Origin of the sequence: Demequina activiva, assembly GCF_016862815.1 — a bacterium.
Lineage (GTDB): Bacteria > Actinomycetota > Actinomycetes > Actinomycetales > Demequinaceae > Demequina > Demequina activiva.
The window spans coordinates 225,572-239,622 of sequence record NZ_BONR01000003.1 but is presented as its reverse complement, the minus strand read 5'-3'; the positions used below and the strand labels follow the sequence as shown (position 1 = coordinate 239,622).

Below are 14,051 nucleotides of genomic sequence, written 5' to 3'. Positions count from 1 at the left end.
CCGCGCCGGTCGTCGCACCTCCTACTCGTGGAGGCTCGAACCGCGCCAGAGCACGAGCGAGCGGCCCTCGTCGCGGCTCACCCGCCGGCCGCGCTCGACGATCACCACGTGGCCGGAGGGCCCGGAGGTGAACACGCGCGAGCCGGTGTCTGCACGGGGCCGCAGCTTCTCGACCTCCGTCTGGAGTCGGTTCACCTGGTTCTGCAGGGTGAGGATGCGTGCGATGCCCGCGAGGTTGATGCCCTCGTCCTGGCTCATGCGCTGGATCTCCCGCAGCGTGGCGACGTCGCGAAGGGAGTAGCGGCGTCCGCCGCCTGGACGGCGGCGCGGCACCACGAGGCCCAGCCTGTCGTACTGGCGCAGGGTCTGCGCGTGCATCCCGGCGAGCTCCGCGGCGGCGGAGATCAGGAAGACAGGCTCGTCGACGTCTGGCTGCTCCATGAACGTGCCTCCTTCCTCGTCCCTCACGCTAGCGGTGGGGGACGCATCGGCCGTGCTACTTGGCCGCGTCCTTGTAGAACTCCTTGCGGGGGTCGTGCTTGCCGTTCGCGAGAGCGAAGGACTGCAGCAGCTCCTTGGCCTTGCGCGAGAGCTTGCCCGGCACGTCGACCGTCACCGTCACCAGCAAGTCGCCAGCGCCGTCCTTGGTCGTCAGGCCGCGGCCCTTGAGCCGCAGCACCTTGCCTGACGGCGTGCCCTCGGGGACCTTCATCCGCACCCTCGAGCCGTCGAGGGTGGGCACCTCGACCGTCGCACCCAGGGCGGCCTCATCGAAGGTGACCGGCAGGCTCACCTTGAGGTTGCGGCCGTCCGTCGAGAACACCGGGTGGGGCGCGACGTGGACCGTGAGCAGCAGGTCGCCCGCCGGGCCGCCGTTCGTCCCGGGCCGCCCCTTGCCGCGCAGGCGGATCTTCTGGCCGTCCTTCACTCCCACCGGGATGCGCGTCGAGATGGTGCCGGTGGCGGTGCGCAGCGTGATGGGCGCGCCCTCCGCCGCCTGACGGAAGGTGACCTCGGTCGCGGCCGCTAGGTCGGTGCCCTTCTGCGGCCCCCGCTGGAATCCGCCGCCGAAGAGGTTGCCGAGCATGTCCTCGAAGCCCTGAGCGCGGTACTGCTGGCCACCGCCGGGCTGAGCACCGGGTCGCGCGCCCCCGCCGAACATGTTCGAGAACACGTCCTCGAAGCCGGCGCCGCCCGGGCCGCCCGCCTGGAAGCGTGGGCCGCCGCCGCCCATGGTGCGGATCGCGTCGTACTGCTGACGCTGCTCGGCGTCGGACAGCACGCCGTAGGCCTCGCCCACCTCCTTGAAGCGCTGCTCGGAGGCGGTGTCGCCGGGATTGCGGTCCGGGTGGAGGTCTCGCGCGAGCTTGCGATACGCCTTCTTGACCTCTTCCGGGCTCGCGTCCTTGGAGACGCCCAGCGTGGCGTAGAAGTCCTTGGAGAACCAGTCCTGACTGGTCACTGCGCGCCTCCTCTCGGGCGGGTGTGGGTGTCTACTCGGGCTGGGCGACGATCACGCGGGCGGGACGCACCACGCGGTCGCCGATGCGGTGGCCGGGCTGGGCCACCTGCTGGATGGTGGGTACCTCGACCTCGCTCGAGGGCTGAGACATCAGCGCCTCGTGCACCTGCGGGTCGAACTCCTCGCCGGGCGAGCCGAAGCTGGCCCAGCCCAGGCGTCCCAGGGCATCCTCGAGCTTGGCGACGATCGACTTGAACGGACCGTCCGCGTCGAGGTCGCCGTGGCTGCGGGCGCCTGCGATGTCGTCGAGCACCGGGATGAGGCCCTCGATCACCTTGGCGGTGGCCTGGCCCCCTGCGGCCTCGCGATCGCGGTCCACGCGCTTGCGGTAGTTGACGTACTCGGCCTGGAGCCGCTGGAGGTCCGCCAGGTGCTCGGCGGCCGTGGCGTAGGCGCGGTTGAGCGCGTCGTCCGCGCCCTGCTCATCGGCCTCGATGTCGCCCGCCTCGTCGGCGGAGTCGCCGTCGAGGTTCGCGGCCGCCTCGTTGACGATGGACTCCATCTCCTCGACGGGGTCGCGGTGGTCGTGGCCCTCGGGCTCCGGGCTGTCGCCGGGCGTGGGGTTGTGGTCGGTCATGACTGCCTCCGTGAGCGGTCGCGGCGGCGGGCACGGGCGTGGAGCCCGCGTCCGCCGCCGGAGTCGCTACTTCTTGTCGTCCTCGTCGTCGACGATCTCAGCGTCGACCACGTCGTCGTCGGCGCTGTCGCCGCTGGGCTGCTCGTCGGCAGGCGCGTCCTCACCCGCAGCGGCCTCGGCCTGCTGCGATGCGTAGACGGCCTCGCCGATCTTCTGGGCCTTCTCGACCAGGACGTCGTGCTTCGCCTTGATGTCCTCGGCGTCGTCGCCCTCGAGCGCCGTCTTCACATCGGCGATCGCGGTCTTGACGTCCTCGGCGACCTCGGCGGGCACCTTGTCCTCGTTCTCGGACAGGATCTTCTCCGTCGAGTAGGCGAAGGTCTCCGCGTTGTTGCGGGTCTCGGCCTCCTCGCGGCGCTTCCTGTCCTCCTCGGCGTGCTCCTCGGCGTCCTTGACCATCTGCTCGATGTCCTCCTTGGAGAGGGCCGAGCCGCCGGTCACCGTGATGGACTGCTCCTTGCCGGTGCCGCGGTCCTTGGCGCCCACGTGCACGATGCCGTTGGCGTCGATGTCGAACGTGACCTCGACCTGCGGGACGCCGCGGGGAGCGGGCGCGATGCCGCTCAGCTCGAACGTGCCCAGCAGCTTGTTGTCACGCGCGAACTGGCGCTCGCCCTGGTACACCTGCACCAGCACGGAGGGCTGGTTGTCCTCGGCGGTCGAGAAGACCTCCGACGACTTCGTGGGGATCGCCGTGTTGCGCTCGATGAGCGTGGTCATCACGCCGCCCTTGGTCTCGATGCCGAGGCTGAGGGGAGTGACGTCGATGAGCAGCACGTCCTTGCGCTCGCCGGAGATCACGCCGGCCTGCAGCGCGGCGCCCACGGCGACCACCTCGTCCGGGTTGACGCCCTTGTTCGCGTCCTTGCCGCCGGTGAGCTCCTTGACGACGTCGGAGACCGCAGGCATGCGGGTCGAGCCGCCCACGAGCACCACGTGGTCGATGTCGGACAGCTTGATGCCGGCGTCCTTGATGACCTGGTGGAAGGGCTCCTTGGTGCGCTCGATGAGGTCCGCCGTCATCTGCTGGAACTGCGCGCGGGTGAGGCGCGTGTCCAGGTGGACGGGGCCGTTCTCGCCGATGCTGAGGTACTGCAGCGAGATGTTGGTGCTGGTCGCGGAGGACAGCTCCTTCTTGGCCTGCTCGGATGCCTCACGCAGGCGCTGCACGGCAGCCTTGTCCTTGGCGAGGTCGACGCCCTCCGTGTTCTTGACCTCCTTGATGAGGTGGTCGACGATGCGCTGGTCCCAGTCGTCGCCGCCCAGGCGGTTGTCACCGGCGGTGGCGCGCACCTGGATGGTCGAGAAGTCGTCCTCGTCCTTGCCCACCTCGAGCAGGGACACGTCGAAGGTGCCGCCGCCGAGGTCGAAGACCAGGATGAGCTCGTCCTCCTTGCCGCGGTCCAGGCCGTAGGCGAGCGCGGCCGCGGTGGGCTCGTTGACGATGCGCTGGACCTTGAGGCCCGCGATCTCCCCGGCGTCCTTGGTGGCCTGACGCTCGGCGTCGTTGAAGTAGGCCGGGACGGTGATGACGGCCTCGGTGACCTTCTCGCCCAGGTACTCCTCAGCGTCGCGCTTGAGCTTGCCGAGGATGCGGGCGGAGATCTCCTGCGCGGTGTACTTCTTGTCGTCGATCTCCTGCGACCAGTCCGTGCCCATGTGGCGCTTCACGGACGCGATGGTCCGGTCCACGTTGGTGACGGCCTGGCGCTTGGCGATCTCGCCCACCAGGACCTCGCCCGTCTTCGAGAACGCCACCACCGACGGGGTGGTGCGGGCGCCCTCGGCGTTCGCGATGACGGTGGGCTCGCCACCCTCAAGAACGGACACCACGGAGTTCGTGGTGCCCAGGTCGATGCCTACTGCTCGTGACATGTCTGTCCTCCTTCTGGTGCGGCGCTGGTGGCCGCGACGTCTGCCGGCTCGGAAGTTGAGCCGCCTACGCTCAAGTATCCTCGTCTCCAGTTCCGTGTCAAGTCGAGAGGCCCAGAGTTGAGTCGGGCACGCTCAACGTGGTAGGAGTCGTGCGCCCGGCCGATGCGCGGGCGGGGTTCTCGTCCGCGGGACCGATGCGACCGGCCACGGCCGGCGCCAGGATGATGGGCAGGCATCGACGCTTCCAGGGAGGACGCCACCATGAGGGTCACCGCCACAGCCGCCATCGCCGCCGCGGCGCTCGCGCTCGCCGCCTGCTCCGGTGATGCCGACCCCGCGCCTACCGTGAGCTCGAGCGCTCCCTCGCCCACCGCATCGGCCGCAGCTCTCGACGACCGTCCCGTCGACGAGCAGCTGCTCGCCGCGGTGACCGCGGGCGACGCCGGACTCGTGGCGCTGGCCCTCGACGCGGGCGCGGACCCGGACGCCGCCGTGGGCGACGAGTTCGACAACACCGCGTTCTCGCTTGCCATCACCCGCGACGACCCCGCCATGGTCCGCGCCCTGCTCGCCGCCGGTGCGACCATCGAGAACCCGCAGACGGGCTTCACGGAGCTCATCGTCGCGGCGCGCCACGCCGGTGGCGAGGTGGCCGCGGCGCTCGTCGCCGCAGGAGCCGATCCGAACGGCCTGCCACCGCTCGAGGGATGGCCGCTCGCCGAGTCCGCCTACGAGGGCAACGTGGCGGTCATGACGGTGCTGCTCGAGGCCGGCGCGGACCCGAACGCCGAGGTCGAGGGCGAGGACGGGTTCTCCTACACGCCGCTGTTCTCCGCCGCGTATGGCGGCAGTCGCGAGGCGGCTGATCTGCTGCTCCGCTGGGGTGCGGATCCCGCCTGGGTGGACCAGGCGGGCGACTCCGCAGGCGACGTCGCCGCGGGCCAGGGGCATCGCGAGCTGGGGGAGTGCCTCGACTCGTGGGTCATCTCCTCGGCGGAGTGACCGCCCGGCGTGGCAGGGGACTGGAGTACACGATGTTGGTGGTGATCGCGCCCAGCTGGCCGATGCGCGCGGTGGTGTCCTCGAGTGCGGCCATCGACGGCGCGGCCACCTTGACGATGAAGCAGTCCTCGCCCGTGACGTGGTGGACCTCGAGGATCTCCGGGGTGCGCTCGATCAGGTCGTAGAACGGCTGGTACTTGGTGGTCGGGTAGCGCAGCCGCACGAAGGCGAGGATGGCGTGGCCGACCGCGGCCGGATCGACCTGGGCCGAATAGCCCACGATCACGCTGCGTTCCTCGAGGCGGCGCACGCGGTCCGTCACCGCGCTCGCGGACATCGAGACCGCGACCGCGAGGTCCTTGATCGTCACGCGGCCGTCCGCCTGCAGGGCGGCCAGGATCGCGGCATCGGTGGCATCGAGCGTGGAACCAGCGGTCATGACGCAAGAATCCCGTCGATCGCGCGGCCGGTCAAGCATATGACCGTGCTTGAGCCGTTCCCCTGACGGACTGCGGATCCTAGCCTGGAGGGCATGGACCTCACCAACCAGGCCGCTCACTTCGCCGCCAAGCTCGCCTACGAGACCGACCCGTCCGACGTTCATACGGCGCTCGAGACCGGCAGCCCCGGCTTCGTGCTGCTCGACACCCGCGACCGGGTGGCGTGGGATCAGGGCCACGCGCGCGGCGCGGTGCACATGCCCAAGCCCGACATGGCACAGCGCATCCCCGCCGAGTTCGCGCCCGGCACGGCGTTCGTCGTCTACTGCTGGGGCCCGGGCTGCAATGGCGCGACGCGTGCGGGCCTGATCATCAGCGAGCTCGGCCATGAGGTGAAGGAGATGATCGGCGGCTACGAGTACTGGGCGCGCGAGGGCATGCCCGTGGACAGCGTGCTCGTGTCAGAGGACGGCTCGAGCACCACGGCCGATGCGACGCTCGCCCCGGACCCGTTGACGGCTCCTGCGGGTGTGCGAGGCCAGCGGATCGCGTGCGACTGCTGAGACGCGCGGGTCAGCGCGGGGTGAAGACGACCTCGCCGCCGGTCGCCTTGGCCACGTAGAGCGAGCCGCCCTCGAACTGTTGACGCACCGCACTTCCGTAGCGGGAGGGCGCGCCCGCCGGCCACCCGAGCGCGCCGTCGACGCCGCCCAGCTCCTCGATCGCGTCGAGGAACTCTGGCGGAACGTAGGTGTAGCGCGTGCCGTCGTGCAGGATGCGACCGCCCGCGAAGTCCTGAGCCCAGGCGCTGTTGACGCGGTCGTAGAAGCGATCGTCGAGCGGCTGCCCCAGCACCCCCTTGACTCCGCCCAGGGACGTGTAGGCGGTCAGCAGGCCACCGTAGACCAGCACCGACTCCTCGTCCTCGACGGACAGCAGGCCGCGCGAGAAGGTCTGCACCTGTCCGTAGCTCGTGGTCACCGGCAGTCCCGTGGGCCAGCCCACTGCCCTGATCGCGCCGCGCGCGGACCACGCGGGCTCGATGTCATCTCCCACGAGCGCCCACTCGCTGCCCGAGTGCAGCAGCGTGCCGCCTTGGAGGTCGACGGCCTGCATCCCGCTGGCCTCGTGTCGGTAGCGGTTGGTGAGCGGCCAGCCGTACGCGCCGCGCGGACCGCCCAGCTGGGCGTACGCCGAGCGGAAGCCGCCACTGATGGCGATCGACTCACGGCGGTACGGCGCCGTGAGCAGGGCGCCCTTGAAGTCCTGGAACCAGCCGCGGCCGTTCGCGCTGGTGAGCTGCGGGTCCCCCGTGGGCATCCCGAACCGGCCGGTCACGCCGCCGTTGTCCTGGAGCAGCGGCAGCAGAGCGCTGGGGACGAAGGCCCACTCCGAGCCGGTGTGGAAGACGGTGCCCCAGGTGAAGTCCTGAGCGAGCAGGCCGGACACCGGGTCGCGGTAGCGCTCGGAGGTGATCCACCCGGCCTTGCCGGTGGGTCCGCCCAGCGCTGCGTACGCGGTGCGGAAGCCACCCTGGACCCCGAACGCCCCGGCGCTCGTGGACGTGATGGTGGCCTTCGAGAATGTCTGCCAGATGCCACCGCCGTCCGCGGAGCTGCTCTTGACGGCCGCCGTGGGCCACCCGATGCCGCGGGGCCCCACGCCGCCCAGCTCGCGGACCGTGTCGATCAGACGGGCGTCGATGACGTACGCCTCGGAGCCCGTGTGCACGATGGTGCCGCCGCGGAAGTCCTGTGCCCAGTAGCCCGACGCCGAGTCGAAGTACCGGTCGGAGACGGGCCAGCTCAGCGGACCCTGGCGGCCGCCCTTGGCCTGGTAGGCGCTGTAGAAGCCGCCGTACACCACGTAGGTGCCGTCGGCGGAGGTCATGATGTTGCCGGACGCGAAGCGCTGGAAGGTGCCGCCGCCGTCGACACCCGAGGTGACCAGCCCCGACAGCGGCCAGCCCAGGCCGCCGCTGATGCCGCCCACGCCGTCCGCGATCGAGACGTAGTCCGTGGGGATCGCGGTGAAGCTGGAGCCGCTGTGGTAGATGCGGGCGCGCTGGAAGTCCTGAGCCAGCAGGTCAGTGGTGCGGTCGCGGAAGCGCTCGGTGAGCGGCCAGCCGTAGCCGCCGCCGATGCCGCCGTAGTGCACCATCGCCTCGTAGAAGCCGCCGTAGACGCCCTTGACGCCGCCCTCGTTGCTGTTGGCGATGGACCCGCCCTCGAAGTCCTGGCGCTTGCCGCCGCCGCTGACCGAGGTGGTGAAGACGCCGGTGATGGGGAATCCCAGGACGCCGCTCGCACCGCCTCGGCTGTCCCAGTACTCGAGGATCTCCCCGGTGACCGAGTCCGCGCCCGTGGCCTGCGTCCACGTCACGACCCCGCCCTCGTAGCGCTGGAGCAGCTTGCCGCCGGCGAAGACCTTGAGATCGCCCACCTCCGCGCCCAGCCAGCCGGACGCTCCGCCGTGGTACGCGTAGTAGTTGGCGATCACCTGGGCGCCCACGGATCCGGTCGCTCCGAACCAGTCCGTGAACTGGCGCCAGAAGTTGCGGTTGCCGTACGCGGAGCACGAGTCGCCCGTGCCGTAGAGGTTGTTGAGGGCCGCGGCGTTGGGCGTGTATGGGGTGTAGACGTAGAGCGCGTGGGTGGCCTGGTTGCGCACGTAGACGTTCTTGGTGCCGCACGAGCTCTTGGGGTTGTACTGGATCGCGCTGGTCTTGCCCGCGGCATAGCGGTTGTAGTGGGTCGAACCCGGGATCGTGTAGCCCTTGAGCAGGTAGGCGCCGTAGTAGACCTGCTCGTAGAAGCCTGCATAGTTGCCGTCGCATGGGGCGGTGTCCGGGCAGCCTGCGCCCATCGCCGCCTGGAACGCCCGCGAGCTGGGCGCCGTGCTGGTGACGAGCGACTGCTCCTTCTGCAGGATCACCAGGATGGCCTCGGGCGAGATGCCGCATGCCTTGGCGACTGCGGCGATGATCTGCCCGGCCGTGCGATTGCTGCCCGCGCTGACAGCGCTGCACCGCGAGTTCGCGGACTTGCTCGTGATGGTCTCGCGGTAGTTCTCCAGGCACACGCGACCCGGCGCGCAGCCGGGGTTCTTCGCCGCGATGAAGGAGTCGACCTGGGCGGCGGACATCGCCGTGCCGTCGAAGAACAGCTCGTCCGCGATGAGGAAGCCGGGGTCGAAGTCCTTCGCGTCCGCCGCGGTCGACGGCGGTGCGGCCGCGACGAGTCCGGCGGTGGCCAGGAGCGCGAGCACGAGCGCGACGAGCGCGGAGCGAAGCGGGCTCAGGACAGTCATGAGACCTCCGTGGAGACGGCGAGCGCGACGAAAGCCTCGCGCTCGGCCGGCGACAGCGCGCCGTCATAGGTGAGGACGCCGGCCACGATGGTGGCCTCGCCCAGGACGTAGGAGAGGGTCTGCGCGTCGCCGCCCTGGCCCGCGCTGGGCTCGATGTCGATGAGGAGGAGGGGGTCGCCGTCGTCGGTCGTGGTGGACTCGTGGGACACCGTCACGCCGTCGTCCTCGCCCAGCTCGCCGAAGTACTCGGCGAAGTAGGCCTCGGGGTCGCTCGCTCCCGTGTCGTTGCGGATCGTCACGACCGAGACCTCGCCCTGGCCGGCGCTCCAGGCGCCGATCACGCCCGTCACCGCCGGGTCCTGCGTGAGGCCGCCCTCAGTGGCCGCGTCCTCGCTCCACTCCTGCGGCACCGCGGCGGACGCGGACCCGTCCTCGGTGGTGGTGCGCGGCGCCGGCTCGGTCTCCGTGGGGCTGGGCGAGGCCGTGGCGACGGGCGCGGGGGTGGCCGATGCGGTCGCCGACGCCTCTGGCGTGGGCGTGCTGGTCGTGGGACCCAGGTCCGCGTCCTGCGGCTCGTCCGAGGTGCAGGCGGACAAGCTTGCGCCCACAGCGATGGCGATCGCTGCGGCGGTCGCGCGCTGACGCCACGTCATGACAGGGACCTTCCTGCTCGGAATTCGCACGGCCCAGGGTAACCGCGGTGCACGGTGGAAATGCTCAGGCAGGCCGCTCCGCGCGGTGGAATGCGTCACACCACGGCGCGCGGACGGACCGTCACAGCAGCCGTCCGTCGCGCATCCGGATCACTCGATGTGCCATCGAGGCGGCCTCGGCGGGGTCGTGGGTGACCACGAGCGCCGTCGTGCCCGCGGCCACCAGGATGTCCCGCACCTCCCTCGCGAGGCGTGCGCGCAGCTCGGCGTCGAGCGCGGACAGCGGCTCGTCCAGCGCCAGCAGCCGCGGTCGCGGCGCGAGCGAGCGGGCGAGGGCGACCCGCTGGCGCTGACCGCCGGACAGCTCGGTCACCGCGCGGTCGCCGTAGCCGTCGAGCCCCACGACCTCGAGGAGCTCCGCGACTCGCGCGGAGCGTTCGGCGCGGGGCACCTTCGCCATCTCGAGGCCGAACGCGATGTTGCCTGCGACGCTGCGATGCGGGAACAGCTGGCCGTCCTGGAAGACCATGCCGAAGCCGCGCCGGTGCACGGGCGTGCGGGTGAGATCCACGCCGTCCCAGACCACCCGGCCGCGCGTCAGCGGCACGGTCCCCACGATCGCGCTCAGGAACGACGACTTCCCGCAGCCCGAGGGCCCCAGCAGCCCCACGATCTCGCCCTCGCGCACGGTGAGGTCGACGCCGTCGACGGCGAGCACCGGGGGCGAGCCGGGATACTGCACCGTCGCATCGGCCACGCTCAAGCCGCTCACAGGTCGCTCCCCACGGTGGTCCGCATCCGCTCCGAGACCATCATGACGGAGGCAGTCATGAGCGCCAGCACCACCGCCGCGGCGAAGGCCATCCCCACGTTCTCGATGCCGGGACGCCCCAGGAGCCGGTAGATGGCGGTGGGCAGCGTGGGCTGATCCGGTCGCGCGACGAAGGTGGTGGCCCCGAACTCTCCGAGCGAGATCGCGAAGGCGAAGCCCAGGGCGAGGCCGAACGGCCTGCGCAGCAGCGGCCAGTCCACAAGCCGCCAGACCTGCCACGGACTCGCGCCGAGCGTGGAGGCGGCGTCACGCATCGGCGCGGGGATCGCGCGAGCGCTGGGGACCAGGGTGCGCACCACCAGCGGCAGCGCGATCACCGCCTGCGCCATGGGCACCAGCCACCACGAGCCGCGCAGGTCCACGCCCAGCACGGAGCGGTTGAGGGTCAGCAGCATGCCCAGCCCGACGATCACGGCGCTCACGCCCAGCGGCAGCATCACCACGGAGTCGAGGATCGCCGAGCGCCCCGTGCGTCGCATCAGCAGCGACGCCACGATGAGCCCCAGCCCTGTCGCGACCGCCGCGGCCACCGTCGCCGCCGCCAGCGAGTTGACCGCGGCGGCCCACACCGGCACGGGAAGGACCGCTCGCCCAGGCTGGCCGAACAGCGCGACGTAGTGATCGACCCCGTGCCCGTCGGTGGTGCGCAGCGAGCGCTCGACAAGGGCGACGAGGGGCGCGGACACCAGCAGCGCGAGCACGACGAGGATCACGGCGATCGCTCCTGCATCGCCTCGCGTCGCGAGTCGAGTGCCGTCGACCCTGCGCATCGTCGACGACCGGTCTCTGCGACGGCGCGCCCACGCGGCGACCGCGAGCGCGATCCCCACGAAGAGCAGCTGCAGGATCGACAGCACGGCCGCGGCACGCAGGTCCAGGAACTGCGCCACCTGGAGATAGATCTCCGTCTCGATCGTGTTGATGCGAGTGCCGCCCAGCACCAGCACGACGCCGAAGGAGGTGGCGCAGAACAGGAACACCACCGCCGCCGCGGAGCCGATCGCCGGGGCGAGCGCCGGCAGCGTGACGTGCAGGAACGCGCGGCGAGGGTCAGCCCCCAGAGTGCGCGCCGCCTCGGTGGGCGCGGGGTCCAGCGCGGCCCACGCGCCGCCCACGACGCGCAGCACCACGGCGACGTTGTAGAACACCAGCGCGAGGACGATCCCGACCATCGACTGATCGAGTCCCAGGAAGCCCAGGCCGCCGCTGCGGCCGAACAGCGCCGTGAACGCGGAGGCGACCACGATCGTGGGAAGCACGAACGGGACCACCGCCAGGGCTCGAACGGTGGCCTGGCCCCGCCATCGGAGCCGGTACAGCGCGTACGCCGCCGGCACGCCGATCACGACTGATCCCACCGTCCCGGCGGTCGCCAGCAGGAGCGTGGTGACCACCGCATCGGCCGTGCGTGGGGAGGTCAGGATCTCGATCATGCCTGCGAGATCCACCCCGGCGTCGGTGAGGCCGCGAGCGAGGACGGTGCCGAGCGGCCACAGGAAGAACAGGCCGAGGAACGCGAGGGGCAGTGCTGCGAGCGCCCACCAGCTGAGGGGGTGGTGGAGCCGCGCGGCCCTCATCGCGTTCCTCGGCCCGCGACTAGCCCAGCACGATGCTGGTCCACGTCTCGATCCACGCGTCGCGGTTGGCGTCGATCACGTCGGGAGCGAGGGTGTGAGGGTCCTCGGCCAGCGGCGCGAACTCGGCCCATGCCTCCGGGATGTCCACCGAGCTCGACACGGGGTAGACGTACATGTTGTCCGGAATCGTGGCCTGGAACTCATCGGACAGCATCCAGTCGATGACCGCCTGGCCGGCGGCGGGGTTCCGGGCGCCCTCGAGGACGCCCGCGTACTCGACCTGACGGAAGCACGTGTCGAGCAGCGCCGCGGTGGTGGGCTCGCCGTCGATCACCTCGGAGGGCGGAGACGACGCGTAGCTGAGGACGATGGGGTAGTCACCGCCGTAGTTGGGTGCGGAGAAGTCCGTGAAGTAGGTGTCGGACCACGAGGCGGTCACACGGAGCTCGTTCTCGGCGAGCGCGCGCCAGTAGTCCTCCCAGCCGTCCTCGCCGAACTCGGCGACCGTGGCCAGCAGCAGAGCGAGCCCGGGGGACGAGGTGGCGGGGTTGGTGACGGAAACGAGGCCGCGGTACTGCGGGTCGGACAGCGCACCCAGCGACTGCGGAACGTCGAGCCCCGCCTCCTCGAACCACGCGAGGTCGTAGTTCAGGCACACGTCGGAGTAGTCGATCGCGGTGAGGGCGCCTGACCCGTCGAGCGCATAGTCGGCGGCGTCCGCAGCCGCGGGGGCCTGCGACTCGTAGTCGGCGAGCACGCCTTCCGCGATCGCACGGGAGGCGAACGTGTTGTCGATCCCGTAGACGACGTCGCCCAGGGGGGCGTCCTTGGTCAGGATCAGCTGATTGACCAGGGCGCCGGCGTCGCCGGGAGCCACGAAGGTCACGTCGAGGCCGGACTCCTCCTCGAACGCGGCGAGGACGTCGTCAGGGACGGCGAAGCTGTCGTGCGTGACGACCGTGACCTCGCTGCCGAGGTCCGGCGCGGCGTCCCCGGTCGCCGTGGGCCCGGGGGAGCCGGTGTCACTGGGCTGGGCGCCCGGGTCCTGCTCGCCGCCGCTGCTGCAGGCGGCGAGGGCGAGGGACGAGGCGGCCAGGGCCGCGATGGTGAAGGTGCGCTGCATGCGCATGGTGGTTCCTCCCACAAGTAGGAGGGGACGAGACTCGACTCCCTACGCCGGTATCACCCGGATCAGGTTCGAGGGTCTGCGGCTGGTTCCGCACTCTCAGCGCTCTGGTCCCGTCGTGTGACGGCGGGAAGCGCTCCCCTGTCGTGTCCGGCCAGCATAGCGCCCGTGCGGGGCGCGGCCGTCAGCCGATGCGCAACGAGTTGAGGACGGCCTCCACCTGCTCCACCCCTGACCCGTAGGCGGCGAGGCCCCCAGCGCTCACCTGGAGCTGCTGGCCTCCCTCGACCACCACGCCGATGGTGCCTGCGAGGGTCTCGCCGTAGATCGGGTGCTCGTACTCGATGATGTAGGCGCTGTAGCCGCCGGCGGTGCGGACCGCCGTCTGCTCCGTGATCACGACGTCCTCGATCCCCGCCGTCGCACCTAGCAGGCTGGCGTGCGCCTCCACGCGCGCGGCCGAGGGGCCGCCAGCGTCAGGGATGCTCATCAGCACCAGGGTGGAGCCGCCGTTGACGAGGTCTCCCGCGGTGAGCCAGGCGCCACCGAGGACGATGTCGACTCCCGTCTGGGCAGAGGCGGACTCGAGCTGCGCCTCCATGCCGAGCTGCTGGGTGATGTCCTCCCACGCGGGGTCGTAGGCGACGGTGCCGCCGCCATCCAGCACGGGGACGGTGGTCCACGTGGCGGGCACCTCGGTCTCCAGGCCCGGTTCGTCCCGGGTCCCCAGGTCGGCCAGCGCCCCCGCCAGGCGCGGCATCATCAGCGCGAACGCGACGATGCCGGCGACGAGGAGTGCCACGACGCCCACGCTGATGCCCACCACCAGGCGCGCCGAGGGCCCGCGCCTGCGGGGCGGCGCCTCGGTGACCTCGCGGTGCTGCGGCGCCCACGCGCCGCCGTCCCAGTAGCGCTGAGCACCAGGCCGGCCCGGGTCCGCGTACCACCCTGGCGGCGGCATCGATGATGGGCGCGCGGCGGCGAGCTCGTCGTGGGTGTGGTGGTCGCTCATGTGCAGGTGCCCCCTCAGGCTTCCCAGGGAGGCTAGCGAGAGAGGTCGACACGGTCAAAGCGCGCC

13 protein-coding genes and 1 riboswitch are annotated in these 14,051 nt (G+C 71.1%); of the genes, 2 read left to right on the top strand and 11 right to left on the bottom strand.

Going from position 1 to position 14,051, the window contains the following annotated elements; all coding sequences use genetic code 11:
* Positions 1 to 21: 21 nt before the first annotated feature.
* The 4 genes from Dac01nite_RS08565 to dnaK form a co-directional block, all read right to left on the bottom strand.
* Positions 22 to 441: a heat shock protein transcriptional repressor HspR gene (locus Dac01nite_RS08565; protein WP_203655957.1), complete on the bottom strand. Its 420-nt coding sequence runs from the start codon at positions 439 to 441 to the stop codon at positions 22 to 24.
* Between the two features lie 55 nt (positions 442 to 496).
* Complete coding sequence (locus tag Dac01nite_RS08560; protein ID WP_203655955.1) at positions 497 to 1,462, bottom strand: DnaJ C-terminal domain-containing protein; 966 nt, start codon at positions 1,460 to 1,462, stop codon at positions 497 to 499.
* Between the two features lie 31 nt (positions 1,463 to 1,493).
* On the bottom strand, positions 1,494 to 2,099 hold the full coding sequence (locus tag Dac01nite_RS08555) for a nucleotide exchange factor GrpE (protein ID WP_203655947.1): 606 nt from the start codon (positions 2,097 to 2,099) through the stop codon (positions 1,494 to 1,496).
* A gap of 66 nt (positions 2,100 to 2,165) precedes the next feature.
* Positions 2,166 to 4,034: a molecular chaperone DnaK gene (dnaK, locus tag Dac01nite_RS08550; RefSeq protein WP_203655938.1), complete on the bottom strand. Its 1,869-nt coding sequence runs from the start codon at positions 4,032 to 4,034 to the stop codon at positions 2,166 to 2,168.
* 261 nt (positions 4,035 to 4,295) lie between these two features.
* On the opposite strand from dnaK, the gene Dac01nite_RS08545 reads away from it, so the two are divergent.
* Positions 4,296 to 5,036: an ankyrin repeat domain-containing protein gene (locus Dac01nite_RS08545; protein ID WP_203655931.1), complete on the top strand. Its 741-nt coding sequence runs from the start codon at positions 4,296 to 4,298 to the stop codon at positions 5,034 to 5,036.
* Here Dac01nite_RS08545 and Dac01nite_RS08540 read toward each other — a convergent pair.
* Complete coding sequence (locus Dac01nite_RS08540; RefSeq protein ID WP_203655929.1) at positions 5,017 to 5,475, bottom strand: Lrp/AsnC family transcriptional regulator; 459 nt, start codon at positions 5,473 to 5,475, stop codon at positions 5,017 to 5,019. The two genes, Dac01nite_RS08545 and Dac01nite_RS08540, sit on opposite strands and share 20 nt — an antisense overlap.
* A 93-nt stretch (positions 5,476 to 5,568) precedes the next feature.
* Between Dac01nite_RS08540 and Dac01nite_RS08535 the strand changes: the two genes are divergently transcribed.
* Complete coding sequence (locus tag Dac01nite_RS08535) at positions 5,569 to 6,039, top strand: rhodanese-like domain-containing protein (RefSeq protein ID WP_203655927.1); 471 nt, start codon at positions 5,569 to 5,571, stop codon at positions 6,037 to 6,039.
* Between the two features lie 10 nt (positions 6,040 to 6,049).
* Here Dac01nite_RS08535 and Dac01nite_RS08530 read toward each other — a convergent pair whose 3' ends face one another.
* From Dac01nite_RS08530 to Dac01nite_RS08505, 6 genes are all read right to left on the bottom strand, one after another.
* A complete protein-coding gene (locus Dac01nite_RS08530) occupies positions 6,050 to 8,785 on the bottom strand; it encodes an LGFP repeat-containing protein (RefSeq protein ID WP_203655925.1) in 2,736 nt (911 codons plus the stop codon).
* Complete coding sequence (locus Dac01nite_RS08525; protein WP_203655923.1) at positions 8,782 to 9,438, bottom strand: hypothetical protein; 657 nt, start codon at positions 9,436 to 9,438, stop codon at positions 8,782 to 8,784. Before Dac01nite_RS08525 ends, Dac01nite_RS08530 begins: the two co-directional genes overlap by 4 nt.
* 121 nt (positions 9,439 to 9,559) lie before the next feature.
* Positions 9,560 to 10,210, bottom strand: coding sequence for an ABC transporter ATP-binding protein (locus tag Dac01nite_RS08520; RefSeq protein WP_203655921.1), 651 nt, complete (start codon positions 10,208 to 10,210; stop codon positions 9,560 to 9,562).
* Positions 10,207 to 11,847, bottom strand: a complete 1,641-nt coding sequence (locus tag Dac01nite_RS08515) for an ABC transporter permease (RefSeq protein ID WP_203655919.1) — start codon at positions 11,845 to 11,847, stop codon at positions 10,207 to 10,209. Before Dac01nite_RS08515 ends, Dac01nite_RS08520 begins: the two co-directional genes overlap by 4 nt.
* Positions 11,848 to 11,866: 19 nt before the next feature.
* Entirely contained in the window at positions 11,867 to 12,976 is a 1,110-nt protein-coding gene (locus Dac01nite_RS08510; RefSeq protein WP_203655916.1) for a thiamine ABC transporter substrate-binding protein, read from the bottom strand.
* Positions 12,977 to 12,998: 22 nt separating this feature from the next.
* Positions 12,999 to 13,126: riboswitch (TPP riboswitch) on the bottom strand.
* 31 nt (positions 13,127 to 13,157) lie between these two features.
* Entirely contained in the window at positions 13,158 to 13,985 is an 828-nt protein-coding gene (locus tag Dac01nite_RS08505) for a DUF2510 domain-containing protein (RefSeq protein WP_203655909.1), read from the bottom strand.
* Positions 13,986 to 14,051 lie beyond the last annotated feature (66 nt).

Coding starts and splice junctions, on each gene's coding strand:
- Dac01nite_RS08510 (WP_203655916.1), bottom strand. CDS start 12,976: ATGCGCATGCAGCGCACCTTCACCATCGCGGCCCTGGCCGCCTCGTCC.
- Dac01nite_RS08535 (WP_203655927.1), top strand. CDS start 5,569: ATGGACCTCACCAACCAGGCCGCTCACTTCGCCGCCAAGCTCGCCTAC.
- Dac01nite_RS08555 (WP_203655947.1), bottom strand. CDS start 2,099: ATGACCGACCACAACCCCACGCCCGGCGACAGCCCGGAGCCCGAGGGC.
- dnaK (WP_203655938.1), bottom strand. CDS start 4,034: ATGTCACGAGCAGTAGGCATCGACCTGGGCACCACGAACTCCGTGGTG.
- Dac01nite_RS08540 (WP_203655929.1), bottom strand. CDS start 5,475: ATGACCGCTGGTTCCACGCTCGATGCCACCGATGCCGCGATCCTGGCC.
- Dac01nite_RS08525 (WP_203655923.1), bottom strand. CDS start 9,438: ATGACGTGGCGTCAGCGCGCGACCGCCGCAGCGATCGCCATCGCTGTG.
- Dac01nite_RS08565 (WP_203655957.1), bottom strand. CDS start 441: ATGGAGCAGCCAGACGTCGACGAGCCTGTCTTCCTGATCTCCGCCGCC.
- Dac01nite_RS08515 (WP_203655919.1), bottom strand. CDS start 11,847: ATGAGGGCCGCGCGGCTCCACCACCCCCTCAGCTGGTGGGCGCTCGCA.
- Dac01nite_RS08545 (WP_203655931.1), top strand. CDS start 4,296: ATGAGGGTCACCGCCACAGCCGCCATCGCCGCCGCGGCGCTCGCGCTC.
- Dac01nite_RS08505 (WP_203655909.1), bottom strand. CDS start 13,985: ATGAGCGACCACCACACCCACGACGAGCTCGCCGCCGCGCGCCCATCA.
- Dac01nite_RS08530 (WP_203655925.1), bottom strand. CDS start 8,785: ATGACTGTCCTGAGCCCGCTTCGCTCCGCGCTCGTCGCGCTCGTGCTC.